Source organism: Acinetobacter sp. YH12254 (assembly GCF_013417415.1).
GTDB lineage: Bacteria > Pseudomonadota > Gammaproteobacteria > Pseudomonadales > Moraxellaceae > Acinetobacter > Acinetobacter pseudolwoffii.
This window is the reverse complement of record NZ_VPEB01000003.1, coordinates 24506-46189: the sequence shown is the minus strand read 5'-3', so window position 1 is coordinate 46189 and position 21684 is coordinate 24506. Positions and strand designations below refer to the sequence as shown.

Below are 21684 nucleotides of genomic sequence, written 5' to 3'. Positions count from 1 at the left end.
AAAAAAATGAGGATAAGGGATGGCGCTTAATTCGTTTAGGCGCTCAACTCTGCAGCTGAGCGTTGTGCTGGGCTGTACAGTTGGGACGCAAGTGAATGCGGAAGAAAAAATAGTGGTGAATAGTCCCATGCCGGCAACGGCTGAAGCCTGTGCAGCACTGGAAATCAGTGCAGAACGTCTGGCCTGTTATGATAGCTTGTTTAAAATAGCGATTATCGATAAGCCGGTGATCGTTTCTGAACGTCGTGCAGCAGTAGAAATTGCGCCTGAACCTGATAATTTAAAAGCCAGAATGGGACAAACCGTTTCTAATATTTATGCTTCTGAAGGATCAAAGCTGACACCAAATCTGTCTTTGCTGGATAGTCGCTGGGAATTGTCTCCGGAAAGTAAACTGGGTACCTGGAACATCCGTTCTTATCAGCCAATTTATCTGATGCCCGGTTTTTGGACTTCAAAGAAAAATGAATTACCCGAGAGTGAAAATCCCAACAATATAGAGACAGAGAAACAGAATCTCACCTCGACTGAAGCTAAGTTTCAACTGTCTTTAAAGACCAAGGCGGTTGAAAATATTCTGGGGAATAATGGGGATCTCTGGCTCGGTTATACTCAGTCTTCACGTTGGCAGGTCTATAACTCGGAAGAGTCACGTCCGTTTCGTGAAACCAATTATGAGCCCGAAGCAAGTTTTGTTTTGCGTACCAATTATGACCTTTTTGGTCTTAACTGGCGTATGTTGGGACTAACCATTAATCATCAGTCCAATGGCCGTTCTGACCCGTTGTCGCGTAGCTGGAACCGCGTCATGCTGAATCTGGGCTTTGAAAAAGACAATTTTGCCCTGATGGTTCGCCCTTGGTATCGCTTTGAAGAGAATCGTGACGACGATAACAATCCCGAGATCAAGAACTATATTGGACGCGGCGACATGACGGCTTTTTATCGTCATAACGAGCATGATTTTTCTTTAATGCTGCGTCATACCTTAAAAGGCGGAGATGACAATCGTGGTGCAGTCCAGTTCGACTGGTCATTCCCGATCAGTGGCCGTTTACGTGGTCAATTCCAGCTTTTTGATGGCTATGGCGAAAGTCTGATTGATTATAACCATCGTGCCACTTATGTGGGCTTGGGTGTTTCCTTAATGAACTGGTTCTAAGTTTCCAGACTTCATCATTTTAGAATTAACATAAAAAACCATGCTGTGGCATGGTTTTTTATTGGGTGGTTTAACCAATCTGGATTTCTGAAGGCGGATGTTTGATTCGGCTCTTTTTCGGGGTAGCAATGAAATAAGCTAAAGTCAGTGGCCCTAAACGTCCTGCAAACATTAACAGCATCAAAATAATCAAACTGGCAGGTTGCAGCTCTTCGGTTATTCCTCGGGTCAAGCCGACCGTGCAGGCTGCTGACACGGCTTCAAACAACAGATCGAGAAAGTCATGTTCAGGTTCCAGAATTAATAAACTCATAAAGCCCATCACAATTAAGGCTGCCGTAATACAGACCACAGCCAGTGCCTTAAACGTAGTTTTTTCGGGAATAGAATGATTAAACAGACGGATTTCATCTTCACGTCTTAAAAAACTGATGACGCTGATCACGACAATAATAAAGGTACCGACTTTAATGCCACCCGCCGTACTTAAAGAACCGCCACCAATAAACATGAGAAACATGGTGACCAGGGTCGATGCATCACTCATTTGCTCCATCGGTAAGCTATTAAAGCCTGAAGAGCGGGGAACAGTGGCATGGAACCAGGCATTCACGGCTTGATCGCCTAGACTCATCAGGCCCAAAGTTTGCGGATTAGAGGCTTCGAGCAGCCATAGCACAATAAACGCACTCAGATTGAGCCCCAGAATCGTCGAAAGAATGAGCTTGCTATTGGTACTTAACTTGCGCCAGCGTCTATGTTGCTTGACATCCATCAGCACCAGAAAGCCGATACCACCAATGATATACAGCATACTGATGGTAAAGGTGATCAGATACTGCCCTGAAAAGCTCATCAAGCTATTGGGAAAAAGTGAAAATCCACCATTATTGAACGCTGACACACTATAAAAGGCAGCATAAAAGAGCGCTTCACTGAACGGATATTCTCTGAGCCAGGACAAGGTCAGAATCAGCGTACCGATAGCTTCAAAAAACAGGGAATATAAAAATACCGCTTTAATGGTAAAACTGACTTTTTTCAGGCTGGTCTGGCCAATCGATTCCTGTGCCATGACTTGCTGTTTGAGCCCCATCTTGGGTGCCAGACTCATCACTGCCAGAATGGCAAAGGTCATAAAACCCAATCCACCGCATTGCAGCAGAAACATAATGACAATCTGGCCAAATACCGTATAGGCTTCACCGACATTCACTACGGACAGTCCGGTAATGGTCACCGCAGAAGTAGCCGTGAAAATGGCTTGCAACCAGCTGATATCACCCTGATGGGCAATAGGTAACATCAGTAGCAGTGAACCGATCAGGATTAATCCGAGAAAACCCAAGGCCAATAAACTCGGCGGGCTGAGATTAATGGTTCTATGTTGCTTTAAGTCAGAACTTTTCATAGCGCTTTAAAATATCTGGCGAGATGGCGTAAAGGCTCCAGTAATCCTTCAACCACAAGAATATCGCCTTCCTGCAGAATCAGGTCGGATGCGACCTGGTATTGCACCACTGATCCGCGCTTATGTAATAAGGTGGTGATTTCAGGGGCGTGCTTCATCAGCTGGTTGAGCGGCGTAGCATGATGATCGGCATGAATCTGAATTTTGACAATATAATGATCATCTTCCAGTGCCATATAACGACTGACCATCGGGTAGCTTAAAGACTGAGCCACACGCACGCCCATATCTTCTTCAGGATGAATGATTTTCTCGACATTGAGATGGGTCAGAATCATGTGATGAGATTTGGATTTGGCTTTTACCCAGATTTTTTTGACGCCCATATTTTTCAGGTGCAATACACACAAAATACTGGCTTCAATATCTTCTCCGATCGCCACGACTACGGCATCACAACGCTGTACATTCAGTTCATCCAGCACATGCTCATCGGTTGCATCGGCAATTACAGCATGGGTCAGTTGATCAGAAATATTTTCTACATATTTTTTATTCAGATCGATTCCGATCACTTCATGATTCAGACTGATCAGTTGCGTGGCCACAGTCGCACCAAAACTACCCAGCCCAATCACTGCAAATAATGCCATGAATATTGTCCTAACTATTTTTATTACATCTCAATTTTAGTGTAAGAGAATTTCGTAAAAATTGCGCTGCTATTCAGCAAGCTATGCCGAGATAAATAGTATGATCATGATTTTGAGTTGCACATAAAAAACCGCCTCGAAAGGCGGTCTATATTTTAACAATTACTTCAGGAAGCGCTGATAGCCCAGATTATTGGTAATTTCCTGATATGGATAGGTAATGGTTTCAAGGGTTTCAATCAAGCCATCCGGATTCTGCTGCGCATCGGTCGCCTCCAGACCCACCAGAACACGCCCTTCCGCAGCGCCGTGGTTACGGTAATGGAACAGGGTAATGTTATGCGTTGGGCCAAGACGTTCCAGGAACATTAATAAAGCACCAGGACGTTCTGGAAATTCCACCCGGAACAGGCGTTCATTTTCAATATCGGCATGACCACCGATCAGGTAACGAATATGCAGTTTTGCCACTTCATCATCAGACAGGTCATCGACGTCATACTGGAATTTTAGCGTTTCATAAATTTCCTGACGTTCTTTTTCACCATTTTTTAAGCTGATCCCAACAAATACTTGAGCAGCAGAGACATCACTGGCACGGTAATTAAATTCGGTAATATTGCGACCTTGCAAAGCGCGACAGAAGTTGAGGAATGAACCTTTCTGTTCTGGAATCGTCACGGCAAAAATCGCTTCTTTACGTTCACCGAGTTCGGTACGTTCGGCGATATAACGTAAACGGTCGAAATTCATATTGGCGCCGCACACAATCGACACCATATTTTTACCTTCGATTTTATGTTCTTCGACATATTTTTTAATGCCGGCCAATGCCATAGCACCTGAGGGTTCGACAATGCTGCGGCATTCGTCATAAGTATCTTTAATGGCTGCACAAATTTCGTCGGTATTGACCAGTACCACATGTGGTTCTACGATCGGGCCAGAATTATCTGACTTTTGCAGACGAATCACTTCAAATGGTTTTTCACCAATTTGTGCAACGGCTGTACCGTCAGCGAATAAACCCACAGAAGGTAAAATGACACGTTCGTTGGCCTCTAAAGCTGCCTTTAAGCATGCCGATTCGTCATATTCCACCGGAATGACTTTGACATGCGGGGCAACATCACCCAGGTAGGCTGCCACACCTGCGATCAGGCCACCGCCACCTACCGCTACAAATACATAATCGACATCACGCCATTGACGCAGAATTTCATTGGCAATGGTACCTTGACCCGCCATCACCAGCTCATCATCATAAGGCGGAATAAAAGTCATGCCATCTTCTTGAGCACGTTGAATTGCATATTTGTTGGCAACGTCGAATGAGTCACCATGTAAAACAACTTCACCCCCAAGGCGTTTTACCGCTTGGACTTTAATATCTGGTGTTGTTTTTGGCATTACGATAATGGCGCGAATACCCAATTTTTTACCCGATAATGCCACGCCTTGCGCATGGTTGCCTGCTGAAGCTGTGATGACACCACGTTCCAGTTGAGATTTCGGCAATTGACTAATGCGGTTATAAGCACCACGTAATTTGAATGAAAAAACCGGTTGTAAATCTTCACGTTTAAAGCGGATGTTATTATTGAGTCGTTCGCTAATTCGTGGTGCTGCTTCGAGTGGAGTTTCGATTGCAACATCGTAGACCGTTGCTTGTAATATTTGTCGAACCAAACGAGACAGCATGTTAATTTTCCATCTAACAGTTTAAAATAGGCGCTTATTGTAACAAACCATACGGCTTTGCGGTTCGAAAATACTGCAAAAGTCCAAAATAGTTGAGTGAAGCCATGAGTCTATATGCAACCCAAGATGAGAAAAAACAAGCAGCGGCCCGTGCTGCTCTGAAACACTTACCAAAAGGCGGCATTTTAGGCGTAGGTACCGGAAGTACGGTTAACTTTTTAATCGATTTATTGCCAGAACTTCAGTTAGAAGCGGCTGTGGCAAGTTCTGAAGCAACGGCGCAACGTCTTAAGAAGTTAGGCATTGAAGTGGTCGATATGAACTCTGTCGGCGGACTAGATGCTTATGTCGACGGCGCAGATGAAATTGATCGTCATTTGCATATGATCAAAGGTGGTGGTGCAGCACTGACACGTGAAAAAATTGTGGCATCGATTGCGAAAAAATTTGTGTGTATCGTGGATGATTCAAAATGGGTCGGACAATTAGGACGCGATTTCCCACTGCCAGTTGAAGTAATTCCTATGGCACGTTCTGCGGTTGCACGTAAAATTGTCTCTTTGGGCGGTGATCCTGCATATCGTGAAGGTGTCGTGACTGACAATGGTAATGTGATTTTAGATGTGCATAATCTGAATATCTTAAATGCACTCGAGCTTGAAAAAACGCTTAACAATATTCCTGGCGTGGTCTGCAACGGAATTTTTGCGATTAATAAAGCGGACATCGCAATTGTGGCAACCAATGATGGTATTGAAGAACGTATTGCGGTTTAATCTATATGAACTTTTTATGTAAATTGAGTTTCGATTTATATTTTAATTTCTAATGGAAGTTCCCTCTCCTTTGAAAGGAGAGGGTTTGGGAGAGGATGTATATGAAGAATGCCCTCATCCTAACCTTCTCCCTGAGGGAGAAGGGACTTTTCAATATTAATTCCACTACCATTATTGAAATTTAGAATTCCTTTAAAACTTCTCTTAAAAATGTGAGATGTGAACTTCTATAAGGAGGGGAGATTTAAATTATAAAATTATAGATAAATGACCCCAAACCTCCCTGAAATCCAAATTACTCGAAAATTACGCGCAACACGCTTAAGACTGCGTGTAGAGCCGACGCAAATTAAATTAACTGTGCCGCAGTTTTGTACACAGCGCCAAGTACAAGAATTTTTAAAACAATCAGAACAATGGCTGATGAAAACCTGGCAATCGCAGCAGGAAAAAGTCCAAAAAATAGACCGAACGCTACCAACTGAGCTGCAGTTGTTTAATTTAAACGTACCAGTTCAGATTCATTATCAAAGCCAGAAACATAACTTTGTTTTTGATTCTGACAAGTTACAGCTCTGTGTCAGTGATCGACATCCTGAAGAATATTTAAAAGCCTTTGTCATCAGCTATGCCAAAGACCAGCTTCCCCTATATTTAAATCTTGTCTCACAGCAATGCAATCTGCCTTTTAAGAAGTGCAATATTCGCCAACCCAAAACCCGGTGGGGAAGTTGTTCTGCTCAGCATGACATTATGCTGAATAGTGCTTTGGTGTTATTTCCCGAAGAAATTACCCGTTATGTCGCGGTACATGAACTGGCACATACCCAATATTTTGATCATAGTCCAAGGTTTTGGGCGGAAGTTCAGAAATATGATGCAAATTTTCAACAGCATCGGAAAATGCTAAAAAATACGCCGTTGCCATATTGGTGGGAAGCTTAAATTGAACTGAATAGAGAATGAGAGGGAAATAAAGGCTTAAAATAGCCTAAGCAATATAGATGTTACTTTTCCATCTCTCTTTAATTTTGAAATTGTGTTCAGTACTTATAAAAAACCAGTAATCCCCGCTGAAACAGTTTAGAAAACCTCAACTTCCTGTCATACTACGCAGTTACGAAATGGAAACTTTGATTTGAGGTAGTGATCGTGATTACTGTTGGTATTGTCGGTGGTACAGGTTATACAGGCGTTGAATTGTTGCGTCTTTTGCTACGACACCCAAATGTACAGGTGAATGTACTAACATCACGTACCGAAAATGGTCGCCGTGTAGATGACATGTTCCCAAGCTTACGCGGACATACCGATCTTCAATATTCAGATTTAAATATCGATGAACTTAAAAAATGTGATGTCGTGTTCTTTGCAACGCCGCATGGTGTTGCAATGAAACATGCCGAAGCGCTTGTGGCTGCAAAGACCAAAGTCATTGACCTGGCGGCAGATTTCCGTTTACAAGATCTGCAACAGTTTGAAAAATGGTATGGCATGCAACATGCTTGTCCAGAACTGTTAAAAGACTCTGTTTACGGTTTATCTGAATTGAATCGTGAACAAATTAAACAGGCCAATGTAGTTGGAAACCCGGGTTGTTATCCAACCACGGTTCAGTTGGGGCTGGCGCCAGTATTAACATCAAGTGACGCACTAGTGAAACCTGAAAGCATTATTATTGATGCGAAATCAGGTGTGTCGGGTGCAGGTCGTAAAGCAAGCTTGGGCGGCATCTATACTGAAAATGCCGATAACTTTAAAGCCTATGGCGTAGCAGGTCACCGCCATCATCCTGAAATTGTCGAAGCTCTGGAAAATATCTCAGGTCAAAAAGATGTGTTTGATCACATTTTATTTGTTCCGCATTTGGTGCCAATGATCCGTGGTATGTTGTCGACCATCTACATCGATCTCACTGAAGCAGGACAAGCAGCAGATTTACAGGCATTGTATGAACAGTTCTATGCCAATGAAACTTTTGTCGATGTCATGCCAGCAGGCAGCTCACCAGAAACCCGTTCAGTGCGTGGTGCCAATCAGTTGCGTATAGCCTTGTACAAGCCGCAACCGACCAAGCTGGTAGTCCTGGTTGTACAGGATAACTTGGTGAAAGGTGCAGCAGGTCAGGCCGTACAAAACATGAACCTGATGTTCGGATTTGCCGAAGATGCTGGCTTAAATAATATTGGTTTATTACCATAAGAAACGTATTAGAACTTCACACACATTTAGATTTGGATTTAAATGTGTGTCTTGAATAAAGCAAACAAGAGATCAAAATGCCGAATAACGAGTCAAATACGACCATTCCTCAGGAACCAGCTGCAAAAAAATCTTTGATGAAAGGCAATACGCCCTTGGTCATTGGTGCGGCTGTATTGATCTTGAGCAGTGGTGTGCTCGGATATACCGTAGGACACCGTCAGGGTTTGACTGCGGCGGGTTATGATGCAGATGCAGAGCAACTGGTCGATGTGGTACAGACACAAAAAGCCAGTCTGGAAACATTAAATAAGAATCTGAATACTGCGGTTCAGGAGCGTGATCTGGCGGTGAGTAATGCCAATGATCTCTATCTGGCCATGACCAAGGCGCGTGATGAACAGGTGCAGGCTGAAAGTGTCGGAACCATTTATCGCGAGGTCTTACGTCAGCGTGGCGGTTTGGCTTTGGCCGTGCAAAACCTGTCGATTAAGCCTTTGCCTGAAAATGCCTTTGAATATCAGATTGATCTGGTTCAAGTTAGTCCGGGCAAAAGTCGTGCCTCCGGGAGTATTGAATTACGCTTGATTAAAGGGACTGAAATTCTGGTGGTGCCACTGGAAGACAAAAACTTTAATTTTGAAAATTATGAGCGTTTAACAGGTCGCTGGAGCATGCCAAAAGGCTTTAAGCCAGAATTTATTGAGATACGTCTCAGCGGTGCCAAACCGGTGATCCGTCGTTTTAGCTGGGAACAGGGCAAAGCAGTTGAAAATCAGTCTGCCGCCTTGTCAGAAATTCCGAAAACCGAAGCAAATGCAAATTAAGTGTGAAATATAAATCTTATGCCAAGCAATAAACGTCAAATGTGTTTAAGTGATATCAAAAATTCTTTTTATGAATCTGGAATTGTTGATTGGCATATCAGCCCGCGTTTAGCAAATGAACCTCTGGAAGGTGATGATTCTGACCTTGCTGTGCAGACTGCACCGCCAGAACTGAAACGTCCGCCCTTATATGCTGTCGTTTTAATGAACGACGACTATACCCCGATGGAATTTGTAATTGAAATTTTACAACAATACTTTGCAATGAATCTTGACCAAGCTACACAAGTAATGCTAACTGTACATTATGAAGGAAAGGGTGTAGCTGGGGTCTATCCTCGAGACATTGCGGAAACCAAAGCGAACCAAGTCAATAATTATGCTCGATCACAAGGTCATCCGTTACTTTGCCAAATAGAGCCTAAAGATTAAGGGGGTTACATGCTCAGTCGTCAATTAGAAGTATCACTACGTTTGGCTGTCAGCATGGCTCGTCAAAAGAGACATGAGTTCCTGACCGTAGAACATTTATTATTAGCCTTGCTTGACAATGACTCTGCCGTAAATGCGCTTAAAGCATGTGGCGCAGACATTATCGTGTTGCGCAAGGAATTAGAAGAATACGTAGAACAGCATACCCCTAAGCTTGGTGAAAATAGTGATCAGGCACCACACCCAACAGAAAGTTTTGACCGGATCTTGCAGCGCGCGATTTTTCACGTGCAATCTAGCGGTGGTGATCGGACTGTAGAAGGTGCTGATATTCTGGTTGCAATGTATTCTGAGCGTGACTCATTTGCCGTCTATCTATTGAAACGTCATCAAATTAATCGCCTTACGCTAACTCAGTACCTGTCTCATGGTACGCGTAAAGAAGAAGTACAGGGTGAAGAAGAAATTGAAGACCTCGATGGTGAGTCTGCATCTTCAGCCAGTTCAGGTCCGCTTGAACTGTATACGACGAATCTCAATATCGAAGCGCAAAAGGGCAAGACCGATCCACTGATTGGTCGTGAAAAAGAAATTGAACGTGCCGCTCAAATTCTGTGCCGCCGCCGTAAAAATAACCCACTTCTTGTCGGTGATCCGGGGGTCGGTAAAACCTCGATTGCAGAAGGTTTGGCATGGTTGATCGTTAATGGTAAAGCGCCAAAACCACTCGAAAATGCTGAAATTTTCAGTCTGGATATTGGAGCATTAGTTGCCGGAACAAAATACCGTGGTGACTTTGAAAAACGCTTGAAACAGCTTTTAAATGCGCTGAAAAAGAAACCTGAAGCTGTGCTGTTTATTGATGAAATTCACATGATTATTGGTGCAGGCTCCAGTATGGGCAGCACCATGGATGCATCGAATCTGATCAAGCCTGCATTGGCCAATGGCACTTTACGTTGCATTGGTTCAACCACTTTTCAGGAATACCGTCAGGTCTTTGAGAAAGATCATGCTTTGTCACGCCGTTTCCAGAAAATCGATGTGAATGAGCCATCTATTTCTGAAACCATTGATATCCTACGTGGCCTGAAATCGAAGTTTGAAGATTTCCATCATGTGCAATATGACGATCAGGCATTGGTATCTGCGGTTGAACTTTCTGCGAAGTTCATCAATGACCGTTTCTTGCCAGATAAAGCCATTGACGTGATTGATGAAGCAGGTGCGCAGCGCCGTTTAAAAGCTGAACAAGATGACAGTTTGATCACGGTAGAAAACATCGAAGATATCGTGTCGAAAATTGCGCGTATACCACCAAAAACGGTCTCTAAAGATGACAAGAGCGTACTGGAAAATCTTGAGCGCGATCTGAAACGGGTGGTCTTTGGTCAGGATGAAGCGATCGAAGCTTTAGCGTCGGCCATTAAACTGTCTCGTGCCGGTTTGAAATCACCCGATAAACCTGTGGGCAGCTTTGTTTTTGCTGGCCCAACCGGTGTCGGTAAAACTGAAGTGACCAAGCAGCTGGCTAAGCAGATGGGCGTAGAGCTGGTTCGCTTTGATATGTCCGAGTACATGGAACGCCACGCGGTGTCGCGTTTAATCGGTGCACCTCCGGGCTATGTCGGTTTTGATCAGGGTGGTTTGTTGACTGATGCGATTCACAAAAATCCACATTGCGTGCTATTGCTTGATGAGATCGAAAAAGCGCATCCAGATGTCTTTAACCTGTTATTGCAGATTATGGATCATGGTTCCTTGACTGACAATAACGGACGTAAATCGGATTTCCGTAATGTTGTCCTAGTCCTCACCACCAATATTGGTGCTGAAAGTATTTCACGTATTAGCATTGGCTTTATGGAACAGGACAATAGCAACGATAACCAGGAAGCGATGAAGAAAGCCTTCTCTCCGGAATTCCGTAACCGTCTTGACGGCGTGATTCAGTTCAAGGCATTGCCAAGCAGCATCATTGAAAATGTCGTGGATAAATTCCTGACCGAACTTCAAGCGCAACTTGATGATAAGAAAGTCATGCTGGAAGTGGATCAGAGTGCGCGTGAATGGATGTCAGAGCAAGGCTATGACCGTTTAATGGGCGCACGCCCAATGCAGCGTCTGATTCAGGAACACCTGAAAAAACCATTGGCAGAAATGATCCTGTTTGGTGAACTGGCTGAAAATGGCGGTAATGTTGCAGTGTCGGTGAAGAAAGAAAATGGTAAAGCTGTTGGCTTAAAACTTGAAGTCTTTGAAGACCAGACTGCTGAACCTGCTTAATCAATATGAAAAAATAAAACCCGTGCAAGCACGGGTTTTTTCATGCACTCATATTTTAAATCATCAAATTCATTCATACAGTTCAAAAGACAAATCATGGATATTCAAATTACCAAGCTGCTCACCACTTTTTGCCTGTTTCTGGTCACGGCATTGATGGAAATTTTAGGCTGTTATTTTCCCTACCTGATTTTAAATCAGGGGAGAAGTCACTGGTTGTGGATTCCGACAGCTCTGGCTTTGGCGGCTTTTGTCTGGCTACTCACCTTGCATCCGGCTGCTTCTGGACGGATTTATGCCGCTTATGGTGGCATCTATATTTTTTCGGCGCTAATGTGGTTGCGCTTCGTTGATCAAGTAACGCTGTCACGTTGGGATTTACTTGGCGGGATGGTGGTAATACTGGGGGCACTGATTATAATTCTACAGCCGCAAGGTTTGGTGCGTTAGCAGGATATAACAGCAAACCTCATCAAAAAGAGGTAGCTATAGCGACCTCTTTGTTTTCTTGATGTTTTAATCCTGAATAAAAGCCAATATCTTATTTCTTTAGACTATTTCAATTTGCAATCTTTCTGGGAAATGTCAGTTTTATAGGTTTGTGTTTGCGAGCTCAGGCTGAGCTCGACCTTGTATGGGTTTTCAATCTGATAGCGATGCTCAAAGAAAATCTCGCAATTATTGAGCAGATTATTACGGATCATTTTCATCACTTCTTTGCGGCCCAGATCTTTTTCAAATTGGCTAAAATCCGGTGTGGTGATTAAACCTTTTAATGTGGTTTTATTGGCACTTAACTGTAATTGTTCAATAATTGTATTCTGATCGATCTGTAAAGGTAAAGTTCTGGAATCTTCTGCACTGAGTACCGCGAGTAATTCATTCAGTTCAGATTTTTTCTGAATTTTAAATTTGCTGTCAATAATATTTTTTTCCTGAAGATATTGGTCAAATTCAGAAGCATGAACGGAGAAGGTGGCACTGCTAAAACCTGCCAAGAGTGCCAAAGCCCAATATTTTTTTTGCATTGTATAACATCACTTTTTATTCCATTTCAATCATGATTATAAGAGCTGAGACAAAAAAAGCACCAGAGATTGGTGCTTAATTTGTGAAGATTCAGCTTTTAATTTAGTCTTTTTTCAGATTTTCATTAATCAGGAATTCAACCAGAGCTTTTTGCGCGTGCAAGCGATTTTCAGCTTCATCCCAAACCACGGCATTTTTATGGTCAAGCAAGTTTTCTGAAATTTCTTCGCCGCGGTGCGCAGGTAAGCAGTGCATAAACAAACAATCCGGATGCGCAAGATCCATCAGGCGTTCATTCACTTGATAGTCTGCAAATGCTTTCTCACGGATTTTTTGTTCTTCTTCCTGGCCCATGCTTGCCCAAACGTCAGTCACAATCAGGTCAGCATTCACGGCTGCATCTTCCGCGGTATCGACCAGTTCAACACAATGCGCAAATTCAGACAGGAATTTTTCTTGTGGTTCATAACCTTTTGGCGCTGCAATTTTCAGATTAAAGCCCCACATGTGTGCTGCTTCAATATATGAATTACACATGTTGTTGCCATCACCGATCCAGGCAACAGTTTTACCTTCGATTGAGCCGCGTTGCTCTACATAGGTCTGCATGTCAGCAAGTAACTGGCAAGGATGGTGATCATCTGTTAAAGCATTAATCACAGGAACTTTTGAGTAAGATGCAAAACGTTCCACGATATCATGACCGAAAGTACGGATCATCACGATATCTAGCATGCTTGAGATCACGCGTGCAGAATCTTCAATCGGTTCACCGCGGCCTAACTGGGTATCGCGAGAAGACAGGAAAATTGCGCTACCACCAAATTGGCTCATGCCAGCTTCAAACGAAACACGCGTACGGGTACTCGATTTCTCAAAAATCATGCCCATCACTTTACCAACAAATGGTTGGAACACTTCATTGTTATGCTGTTTGCGCTTAAGCTCAATTGCGCGTTGCAAAATCTGGTTAAGTTCTAAAGTTGATAAATCGCGTAAGGTGAGAAAGTGACGGAGAGCCATTCGTTACTCCACAATAATTGCCGAAAAACTCGATCAACAATCAGTTGTTGGTTAGTTTAAGAAAAAATACGGAATCGGCTAATATACTATAAGCAATGAAAAATGCAAAAAAACTAGACTTTTTGATGACCGTCTAAAAAGCGATCCACACAATAACTGATGTATTTGTCGATTTCCTGATCATCTTCTTGTATGGAAATTCCCATCAGGATGCGCCATTCCAGATTACGCAAAATACCAAAATATAGCTGAGCCGAATATTGCGGATTTTCACAATGCAATAAGCCTTGTGCATCTGCCTGTTCTAATGCAGTGGCAATCGCACTCTGGACATGTACAGGACCGTGTTCATGAATATGCTGAGCCAGTTCTGGATTACGCTGACTCTGTTCCAGAACCAGACGCATGAAGGCTGAGTTTTCAGGTTGCATGATCTGATGATAAAAATTCAGCAAGGTGTGAACCAGATAACTACGAAAATCCAGTGCCATCAGTTCGATCGGAATGCTGATATCTTCAAAAAACTTGATACGACGATAATCACAGATGGCTTTAAACAAGCCTTCTTTATTGCCAAAGTACTTATAAATGGAGGCTTTGGAGCCACCTGCATGCTGAACAATATCATCGAGAGACACAGCATCATAACTCCGTTCCAGAAACAGCTCGGTTGCACTGTTCAGCAGCGCAATACAGCGCTCATGACCACGTTTGGTCTGCGGCAGGTCTTTGGCGAGCGGTTCTAGGACGAGGTCTTGCATAGGAGATAATACATCAACATGTCAATAAAGATTGAAACGCCATCATAGCAAATATATGTACATATTTCATAATTGCACCGCATAAGCGCAGTATTTGCCGGATTAGGTAAAGTAAAACTTAAAAATTTGACTAAAGTTTTAGAGTATTTGTTCTATCAGATTGTGGAATGAGCAAGCCAAATGAGTATACTCGAGTTTCAATAATTATAGCCAAGACTGTGGAAAAGGAAGATGACAGAACAAATGTCTGCAGGTCTAAGATTTAGACAAGCACTTGAAGTCGAGAAACCATTGCAAATTATGGGTACGGTAAATGCCTATGCTGCCATGATGGCCAAACAAGTCGGTTATAAAGCCATTTATTTATCAGGTGCGGGTGTCGCGAATTATTCTTATGGTTTGCCTGACCTGGGCATGACCAGTCTGGATAATGTTCTGGAAGATGTACGCAGGATTACAGAACGTGTTGATACACCTTTATTGGTCGATATCGATACCGGTTGGGGTGGCGCATTAAATATTGCCCGCACGATCAAACAGATGATTGCAGCTGGTGCAGCCGCAGTGCATATTGAAGATCAGGTGGCACAAAAGCGTTGTGGCCATCGTCCAAATAAAGAAATTGTGTCACAGCAGGAAATGGTCGATCGTATTAAAGCGGCGGTCGATGCGAAAACCGATGCAAACTTTGTGGTCATGGCGCGTACCGATGCGCTACAAAAAGAAGGCCTGCAAGCGGTGATTGATCGTGCTTGTGCCTGTGTTGAAGCGGGTGCAGATGCAATTTTTGCCGAAGCGATGACCGATATCACCATGTATCGCACCGTATGCGATGCAGTTGGTGTGCCAGTCTTGGCAAATATTACCGAATTTGGTGATACACCGTATTATACGGTAAATGAGTTGGCAGAGCAGGGTATTGGCATGGTGCTGTATCCATTATCAGCGACACGTGCCATGCAAAAGGCAGCCCTTGAAGTGATGCGTTCGGTGCGTGAACACGGCACTCAGGTGAATGTGCTGGATATTATGCAGCAACGCAAAGAACTCTACGAATTTTTAGATTATCACAGCTTCGAAGACACATTAGATAAACTGTTTAAACAGGAGAATTAAAAAAATGGCTGAAGGAAAAGTACTCACCGGCGCAGGATTGCGTGGACAAGTGGCAGGGAAAACTTCACTCTCAACTGTAGGCAAAAGTGGCGCAGGTCTGACCTATCGCGGTTATGACGTGCAGGATCTGGCTGAACATTGCCAGTTTGAAGAAGTGGCTTATCTGATTTTCTTTGGCGAACTGCCAACTTCAGAGCAGTTAGTTGCCTATAAAGCCAAATTAAAATCTTTGCGCACGCTACCTCAAGCCTTAAAAGAAGTGCTAGAGCGGATTCCTGCCGATTCTCATCCGATGGATGTGATGCGTACTGGCGTATCGATGCTGGGCAATCTTGAAACTGAACTGTCTTTTGAACAGCAACAGGATATTGCAGACCGTATTCTTGCCACTTTACCGGCAATTATCTGTTACTGGTATCGTTATAGCCATGACGGTGTGCGTATTGAAGAAAATACGGATGATGATTCAATCGGTGCACAGTTCCTGCATTTATTACGTGGCGAAAAGCCAAATGAACTGCATGAACAGGTGATGAATGTTTCTCTGATTCTATATGCAGAGCATGAATTTAATGCTTCGACCTTTACGGCGCGTGTATGTGCATCGACTTTATCTGACATGCATTCTTGTATTACCGGTGCAATCGGTTCCTTGCGTGGCCCTCTACATGGCGGTGCTAACGAAGCTGCAATGGATATGATCGAAAACTGGACTTCGCCTGAAGAAGCTGAACGTGAAATGCTGGGCATGCTGGAACGTAAAGAAAAAATTATGGGCTTCGGTCATGCGATTTATAAAGACAATGATCCGCGTAATGGCATCATCAAAATCTGGTCTGAGCGTTTAGCCAAAGATGTCGGTGATACGGTACTTTATCCGGTCTCAGTGCGCTGCGAAGAAGTGATGTGGCGTGAGAAGAAATTATTCTGTAATGCCGATTTCTTCCATGCTTCGGCTTATCACTTTATGGGCATTCCAACCAAGCTGTTTACCCCGATTTTTGTCATGTCACGTGTCACAGGTTGGGCAGCACATGTGATGGAACAGCGTGCAGACAACCGTATTATCCGTCCAAGCGCGGATTATACTGGGCCTGAACTGCGTAAAGTAGTACCGATCGCCGAGCGTTCTACAGCGGCTTAATATTTATTAATATCTTGAATAAAAAATAAGGTCTCAATCGAGACCTTATTTTTTATCGACTTAACAGGACTGGATCTTCAATGCTATAGCCTGTTTCAAAAGGAATCCCCAAATACTTGACTGTCACCAGCGTTTTATTCTGTTTAGGAACTTTATAGGCCTGGCTAATTTTTAGACCTTGCTGATAACTGATCGCTTGATGAGTCGGACTTTTTTGTGAGCCAGATTTTACTTGATATTGATAAGTCCATTTTGGCACTTTTTCTTGTGGATCGTACCAGGCAGCTGCCGTCCCTGTTGTGGTTTTTAAAATTTTAAGTTGTGGCTTTGAACTTTGAATCGGACTCAGCGGAACTAAACGCTTTTTGATTTTGGCAATGTCCTGATCAAACTTGCGACTGTCTTGGTCATAATCAATACGTTTGGTTTTTGGATTGATATATAAGGAGTTGACCTGAATCAACTGATTCGGTTTTGCGGATTTAAAATTATAATAATACAGCTGTGGCAAGCGCCCACGACCATCAAGGTAATGACGCATGACATAGAGCTTTTGCTCTTTGACTTCATAGCCTAGAATTTCAATATTTTGTGGGCCACCGACCGTAGCAAAAGCCAGACTGGGCAAGCCAAGAGGGAGCAGAAACAGCGCAGTTTTAATATTCATGGTTATTCTACCCGCAAAAAATAGATTAGCATTTGATCATGCTAATCTATCTTAAAATACAGTAGAAATAATGAAGCTTGTTGCGGCGTAATTATAAAACTAGATTAATGATTCAGTAGATTAATCATATCGTGTGCAACCACGGCAGACAGTTTATTCAGACGTTCGAGTGGAGTACCTTTCAAATAATACTGGAATTGATGCACTTGAGTACCATCATTAATTGCTACAAAAAAAGTCCCTTCCGGTTTCTCTGGTGTCGCACTACCACCGGGTTTAAGCAAACCTGTACAGGCAATAATCCAGTCTGCATCCCGGAACATCTTTTTACCCGCGTCTGCCAGGGCAACAGTAACTGGCATGGATTCGGCAGTGTAACTATTGATCAAAGCCTGGGGAATGTTTAATACCGAAGTTTTCACACCAACATCGTAGCAGACCAATCCACCGGCCAGAATTTCGGCGCCGTCAGCTTTACAGATGGAAAACTGGCTACATAGATATCCAGAGCTTGCACTTTCGATAAAGGCAATTTTTATATTTTTCTCTTCGAGTAAGTTACAACAGGTCTTTATCATAGTCTCTATATTTTCTTTATGATCCGAGTGGTTTTAGCTTAATTTAGACAGATTTTTTCTGTCGTTCAACTCCGAGTATATTTATATTTTTATGAAAGTTAAAATTTTTCATGGATTAGTACAATTTGATACTGATTTGATCACAAAACCTGAGTGGTTAAAGCTTAGACTATTTTTTCAAATAGAGGTTTCTTCTCAAGCTGAACAGTGGTAAAAATAAAAATAAAGTGCTTAGTGAAAGTAGGGCGTTAGAATGAAAACCACAGTAAAATATGTAGTCTTAAAAAGTCTTGACTACCAATTGGGTACACCATTATTTCAGGAAGAAATTGATGCTGATGGTCAATATTTTGATCAGATTCCAAGCACGATTTCTTATCAGAATTTACAGTTCAAAGTAAAAAGCAAAGAGCTTAAACGTTTACATCTGGCTGAAGAGCAGGAAGATACCCAAACGATTATTGTTAAAGTTGTGAATATCTAAGATAAACCTTAAAGTGAATAAGCCTCTTTTTTTAAGAGGCTTATTATTTGGCTAACATTAAGTTAATAAAAGCTTTTTAAAAATAAAAAATTACCAAAATTAATATCAGTCTGATTGATAAATATCTTTTATTAAAATCAAGATAAATTGGAAACAACTTAGTCGTTATACGTGATTCAATGTTGCTTATCGTATGTTGGTTTATTAAAAAACTGTTTAGAACATTACCTTTTGCATGTTTTATTCCATTTTGAAGAATATTAATGCTTAGACTGAGTTATTGAATTTAAGCATAAATATCATAAGCATAGGTTTTTAATATATTTTACTTGATAATATATTGTTATTTTTTAAAATATTTTAAATGTCTTTTTTATATATTTTACTCAGGTTAAGTTATTCCTTTTATTGAATAATAAAAATTTCGAAACATATTATCTTTCATCATGTGTCTATTTTATTGGATAAAGTAATTTATGTTGCTTATTAATCTTGATTTCAACTACTTGGCTTACCATTTTTTACATTGAATTAATCTGTAACAGGTTATAGGTTGGAGAATTCTGAAAAATGCGTAGAGTAGATATTAAGTCGAAACTCTATCGGCTTTTAATTAATTTAAAGCAAATAGTAAGGAGTTACACCATGGCTAATAATCAACAGCAAGACCAACAGAAACAGCAACAACAGCAAAACCAACAAGGTACGCAAGATCAACAGCGTCAGCAAAACAACCAGCAAAACCCAAACCAGCAACAAAATAACCAGCAGCAACAACAGCCGCAGGGACAAAATAACCAACAACAGCGTGATCAGCAGCAACAACAGCAGCCACAGCGTAATCAGCAAAAAAACCAGCAATCTCAACAAGATCTGGAATAATCAACAGAACTAGCAGCCATAATAGAATTAACCAGCAGCGTGGGTATGATTCATAAGATCTGCCAAAACTGTAGCGTTAATTCTGTTTAAGCTGTACGTTCATGAAAAAACCGCCTGAATCAGGCGGTTTTTTTAGGGTAAAATTTGGTTATAGAAGTTAATCAGTATGAATTAACACTGGATATTGGCTTTCTGCTTATAAAAGCTTAAGGCATTGTCTAAATCTGTAAGCAGTCCTTTTTCTGTATATTCCTGAGGCATAAGTTTTAATAAAGCCGGCATATAACGAGTTTTATATTCTTTAGGATATTGTTCACAGAGTATGCGTGTTCTTTCTTCTGGACTAATACTGGAAGAATCTAGTTTGTCCAGATAAGCACTGAGTTGATTATCTGATTGTTCAAATTGGGCTTTGAGGGCTTGATCAGGTTCCGCTGAACTGTCGGCTTGCTGCTTTTGGCAGCCACTTATTGTCAGACTTATCAATAAAGTAATCAGTATACGATTTATCATGATGTCAAAATCTTGTTATTTGTCATATCAAAAATTATAGAGAGAAATAGCCAAAAAGAAAGCAGTCATCTACCAACTTTAGAAGAAGTCAAAAATTCCTGATATTCACATACAGTACAGCAACAGGGAATTTTATCCTAAAAAATGAACAAATTTATTGTTATGCATATTGATCTAAAGTGTCCATCTGTTTTCTCTTAAGCATAAAATTTAACGAATAAAATATATTTTGCCTAAATTAAAGCCATTCAATTAAGAAAAGTAACGCTTATTGCACATTTAGAAACATAGCCTCTATATATCACACACAGATTGACTGCTGGGCCAGTGATATCTTGGCTTCATTCCAAGAACTTAATGAAAATAATTAGAAAATCAGCACATTATAAAGCCTGCTTAATTTAGGAGAGTTAAGCAGGCTTTTTCTTGTTTATAAACACGGATTGCTCAATGAGAGCTTTTTACTTTAATTATTCTCTTTCACATAAGTTTTCATATACAACATAAAGCCTGAAAATTCTCTCAAGAGTGAAACATGAATAGATGGTATTTATATATCTCTTTTTATAAAAAGACAGGGCAAAGCTATGATGAGATGTATATGTGCATTTGGCATGGGCGTGATGGTAGGTTGTTGTTTTAAATCTTGCAAAGAAAAAATGTGTCATATGATGGGCAATGATCATTGTAAGAAGGATCAAAAGACTAAAAGTGAAGAGCCTGGACGAACTTAAATACCAGAAACTTAACTTTGCTTAAATTGTGAAATGTATTCAGGCGGTTAAGTTATTACTCAGGTCGTGATCCGATTATTCCGTATCGAGTTATTGAGTCTTAAAATCAATACAAGCTTAATCACTGATTAAGCTTGTTACACTCAGGAGAAAAGCATGATCCAGTTTATATTTTGTTTATTTGGCCTTCATGGTGCGACTGAAATCAATTACACCTGTGATCATGAAGAGGTGAAAGAGTGTCGTGATTGCTTGAAAGATATTGAATAATGCTCCAATTCACCGGATGTGTTAATGAAGCTCAATCCCCGTTCAATCATCAGTTGGCGGGGTTTTTGTTTGTGGGTGAAATTTTTATAATAAAAATCCAAGATAACGATTGAACTCAACTGGATTTAAATGATACGGGTCACAGTCTATACTTTATGAGAGTATGATTTAAATAGGATTACATGTCGATTAATGATTAAAATTGAGAACTAAAATAGCCGGATAAGAATATATTGCAAAATGCGATAATTTATATATACTAGAAATATAGCAAAATGCGATAAAATATATGCATGTGATCACCCACGCTCGAATTCTTGAAGCAACGCAAAAGTGGCCACAGGCTGGAACGGCATTAGATGGTTGGTATCGACTGATGAAGGCCAATCATCCTAAGGATTTTGCTGAGATGAAGAGACTCTTTCCCGCAGTAGATAAGGTTGGAAAGTTTCATATATTCGATATCGGTGGAAACAAGCTTCGGCTGATTGCTGTGGTGATGTATCAGGCAAAACGCGTTTATATTCGCCATGTCTCGTCTCACCATGAATATGATAAAGGTCATTGGAAGGAAGGTTAGAATGAATGCAATGATTAAACAGGCCGTTGATCACTGGCGTTATGTTGCACCATTGCTTAGCAAGCCGGAAAATAAAGATGACTTTCATACACTAACTGAAGCCCTGGATGAGCTTCTGGACATTGTCGGCGATGATGAATCACATCCTTTAATGGGGCTTATTCATCAACTGGGTGATCTGGTTTCGGCGTATGAGCATGAACACCTACCCATGCCAGAAGGTGATGGACGAACGGCCTTGGCCTTGTTGATGGAGCAACACGGGCTTAGTCAAGCAGACTTGTCTGATGTCGCGACACAATCAGTAATTTCAGAAATATTGAATGGCAAACGTCAGCTGAATATCCGTCATATCAAGGCCTTGTCTGAGCGCTTTGATGTATCGGCAGATACTTTCTTTTAATCGATGCCCGCCTAAGCTGATATTTCCATGCTGTGCTGTCTAATCAGGTA

Annotated in this window: 23 protein-coding genes; 14 read left to right on the top strand and 9 right to left on the bottom strand. The window is 41.6% G+C overall.

Annotation, left to right across the window (positions count from 1 at the left end; translation table 11 throughout):
• Positions 1 to 19 precede the first annotated feature (19 nt).
• The gene (locus FTV29_RS03435) at positions 20 to 1162 is read left to right on the top strand and encodes a phospholipase A (RefSeq protein WP_100355013.1); all 1143 of its coding nucleotides are present in this window, start codon (positions 20 to 22) and stop codon (positions 1160 to 1162) included.
• A gap of 70 nt (positions 1163 to 1232) precedes the next feature.
• On the opposite strand, the gene FTV29_RS03430 is transcribed toward FTV29_RS03435, so the two are convergent.
• The 3 genes from FTV29_RS03430 to ilvA all read right to left on the bottom strand — a co-directional run bounded on the left by FTV29_RS03430 (position 1233) and on the right by ilvA (position 4927).
• Positions 1233 to 2573, bottom strand: a complete 1341-nt coding sequence (locus FTV29_RS03430; protein ID WP_180075076.1) for a TrkH family potassium uptake protein — start codon at positions 2571 to 2573, stop codon at positions 1233 to 1235.
• On the bottom strand, positions 2570 to 3226 hold the full coding sequence (locus tag FTV29_RS03425; protein WP_159515796.1) for a TrkA family potassium uptake protein: 657 nt from the start codon (positions 3224 to 3226) through the stop codon (positions 2570 to 2572). The genes FTV29_RS03430 and FTV29_RS03425 overlap by 4 nt, the downstream gene beginning before the upstream one ends.
• A 162-nt stretch (positions 3227 to 3388) precedes the next feature.
• The gene (gene ilvA, locus FTV29_RS03420) at positions 3389 to 4927 is read right to left on the bottom strand and encodes a threonine ammonia-lyase, biosynthetic (protein ID WP_005171103.1); all 1539 of its coding nucleotides are present in this window, start codon (positions 4925 to 4927) and stop codon (positions 3389 to 3391) included.
• Positions 4928 to 5031: 104 nt separating this feature from the next.
• On the opposite strand from ilvA, the gene rpiA reads away from it, so the two are divergent.
• The 7 genes from rpiA to FTV29_RS03385 all read left to right on the top strand — a co-directional run bounded on the left by rpiA (position 5032) and on the right by FTV29_RS03385 (position 11900).
• Complete coding sequence (gene rpiA, locus FTV29_RS03415; RefSeq protein ID WP_180075075.1) at positions 5032 to 5703, top strand: ribose-5-phosphate isomerase RpiA; 672 nt, start codon at positions 5032 to 5034, stop codon at positions 5701 to 5703.
• A gap of 267 nt (positions 5704 to 5970) precedes the next feature.
• A complete protein-coding gene (locus FTV29_RS03410) occupies positions 5971 to 6648 on the top strand; it encodes a M48 family metallopeptidase (RefSeq protein ID WP_180075074.1) in 678 nt (225 codons plus the stop codon).
• A gap of 201 nt (positions 6649 to 6849) precedes the next feature.
• Complete coding sequence (gene argC / locus FTV29_RS03405) at positions 6850 to 7905, top strand: N-acetyl-gamma-glutamyl-phosphate reductase (protein ID WP_171063327.1); 1056 nt, start codon at positions 6850 to 6852, stop codon at positions 7903 to 7905.
• A 77-nt stretch (positions 7906 to 7982) separates the two neighbouring features.
• Complete coding sequence (locus FTV29_RS03400) at positions 7983 to 8732, top strand: DUF6776 family protein (RefSeq protein WP_074382830.1); 750 nt, start codon at positions 7983 to 7985, stop codon at positions 8730 to 8732.
• A gap of 18 nt (positions 8733 to 8750) precedes the next feature.
• Positions 8751 to 9164 carry an ATP-dependent Clp protease adapter ClpS gene (gene clpS, locus FTV29_RS03395; protein WP_005171093.1) on the top strand — a complete coding sequence of 138 codons (414 nt, stop codon included), beginning with the start codon at positions 8751 to 8753 and terminating at the stop codon, positions 9162 to 9164.
• A gap of 9 nt (positions 9165 to 9173) precedes the next feature.
• Positions 9174 to 11450 carry an ATP-dependent Clp protease ATP-binding subunit ClpA gene (clpA, locus tag FTV29_RS03390; protein ID WP_005171089.1) on the top strand — a complete coding sequence of 759 codons (2277 nt, stop codon included), beginning with the start codon at positions 9174 to 9176 and terminating at the stop codon, positions 11448 to 11450.
• Between the two features lie 96 nt (positions 11451 to 11546).
• Positions 11547 to 11900: a YnfA family protein gene (locus tag FTV29_RS03385; RefSeq protein ID WP_005096798.1), complete on the top strand. Its 354-nt coding sequence runs from the start codon at positions 11547 to 11549 to the stop codon at positions 11898 to 11900.
• A 104-nt stretch (positions 11901 to 12004) separates the two neighbouring features.
• Here the strand turns inward: FTV29_RS03385 and FTV29_RS03380 are convergent, their stop codons facing one another.
• The 3 genes from FTV29_RS03380 to FTV29_RS03370 form a co-directional block, all read right to left on the bottom strand.
• On the bottom strand, positions 12005 to 12478 hold the full coding sequence (locus FTV29_RS03380; RefSeq protein WP_180075073.1) for a hypothetical protein: 474 nt from the start codon (positions 12476 to 12478) through the stop codon (positions 12005 to 12007).
• A gap of 103 nt (positions 12479 to 12581) precedes the next feature.
• Complete coding sequence (gene argF / locus FTV29_RS03375; RefSeq protein ID WP_005171086.1) at positions 12582 to 13502, bottom strand: ornithine carbamoyltransferase; 921 nt, start codon at positions 13500 to 13502, stop codon at positions 12582 to 12584.
• Between the two features lie 113 nt (positions 13503 to 13615).
• Positions 13616 to 14263, bottom strand: a complete 648-nt coding sequence (locus tag FTV29_RS03370; RefSeq protein ID WP_180075072.1) for a TetR/AcrR family transcriptional regulator — start codon at positions 14261 to 14263, stop codon at positions 13616 to 13618.
• 231 nt (positions 14264 to 14494) lie between these two features.
• On the opposite strand from FTV29_RS03370, the gene prpB reads away from it, so the two are divergent.
• Both prpB and prpC read left to right on the top strand, forming a co-directional pair.
• A complete protein-coding gene (prpB, locus tag FTV29_RS03365) occupies positions 14495 to 15379 on the top strand; it encodes a methylisocitrate lyase (protein ID WP_005096803.1) in 885 nt (294 codons plus the stop codon).
• Positions 15380 to 15383: 4 nt separating this feature from the next.
• On the top strand, positions 15384 to 16523 hold the full coding sequence (prpC, locus tag FTV29_RS03360; protein WP_005096804.1) for a 2-methylcitrate synthase: 1140 nt from the start codon (positions 15384 to 15386) through the stop codon (positions 16521 to 16523).
• A gap of 52 nt (positions 16524 to 16575) precedes the next feature.
• On the opposite strand, the gene FTV29_RS03355 is transcribed toward prpC, so the two are convergent.
• Together FTV29_RS03355 and FTV29_RS03350 are read right to left on the bottom strand one after the other, a co-directional pair.
• A complete protein-coding gene (locus tag FTV29_RS03355) occupies positions 16576 to 17196 on the bottom strand; it encodes an aminotransferase (protein ID WP_373683602.1) in 621 nt (206 codons plus the stop codon).
• Between the two features lie 98 nt (positions 17197 to 17294).
• Complete coding sequence (locus FTV29_RS03350) at positions 17295 to 17768, bottom strand: CinA family protein (protein WP_100328670.1); 474 nt, start codon at positions 17766 to 17768, stop codon at positions 17295 to 17297.
• A gap of 253 nt (positions 17769 to 18021) precedes the next feature.
• Here FTV29_RS03350 and FTV29_RS03345 point away from each other — a divergent pair, with 253 nt between their 5' ends.
• Positions 18022 to 18252 (top strand): hypothetical protein, encoded by a 231-nt coding sequence (locus FTV29_RS03345; RefSeq protein ID WP_004280185.1) that lies wholly within the window; start codon positions 18022 to 18024, stop codon positions 18250 to 18252.
• 645 nt (positions 18253 to 18897) lie between these two features.
• Positions 18898 to 19134 (top strand): hypothetical protein, encoded by a 237-nt coding sequence (locus tag FTV29_RS03340; RefSeq protein ID WP_005096808.1) that lies wholly within the window; start codon positions 18898 to 18900, stop codon positions 19132 to 19134.
• A gap of 171 nt (positions 19135 to 19305) precedes the next feature.
• On the opposite strand, the gene FTV29_RS03335 is transcribed toward FTV29_RS03340, so the two are convergent.
• Positions 19306 to 19647 carry a hypothetical protein gene (locus FTV29_RS03335; RefSeq protein WP_005096809.1) on the bottom strand — a complete coding sequence of 114 codons (342 nt, stop codon included), beginning with the start codon at positions 19645 to 19647 and terminating at the stop codon, positions 19306 to 19308.
• A gap of 1293 nt (positions 19648 to 20940) precedes the next feature.
• Here FTV29_RS03335 and FTV29_RS03330 point away from each other — a divergent pair.
• Both FTV29_RS03330 and FTV29_RS03325 read left to right on the top strand, forming a co-directional pair.
• A complete protein-coding gene (locus FTV29_RS03330) occupies positions 20941 to 21231 on the top strand; it encodes a type II toxin-antitoxin system HigB family toxin (RefSeq protein ID WP_180075070.1) in 291 nt (96 codons plus the stop codon).
• 1 nt (position 21232) lies between these two features.
• Entirely contained in the window at positions 21233 to 21634 is a 402-nt protein-coding gene (locus tag FTV29_RS03325) for a type II toxin-antitoxin system HigA family antitoxin (protein ID WP_180075069.1), read from the top strand.
• Positions 21635 to 21684 lie beyond the last annotated feature (50 nt).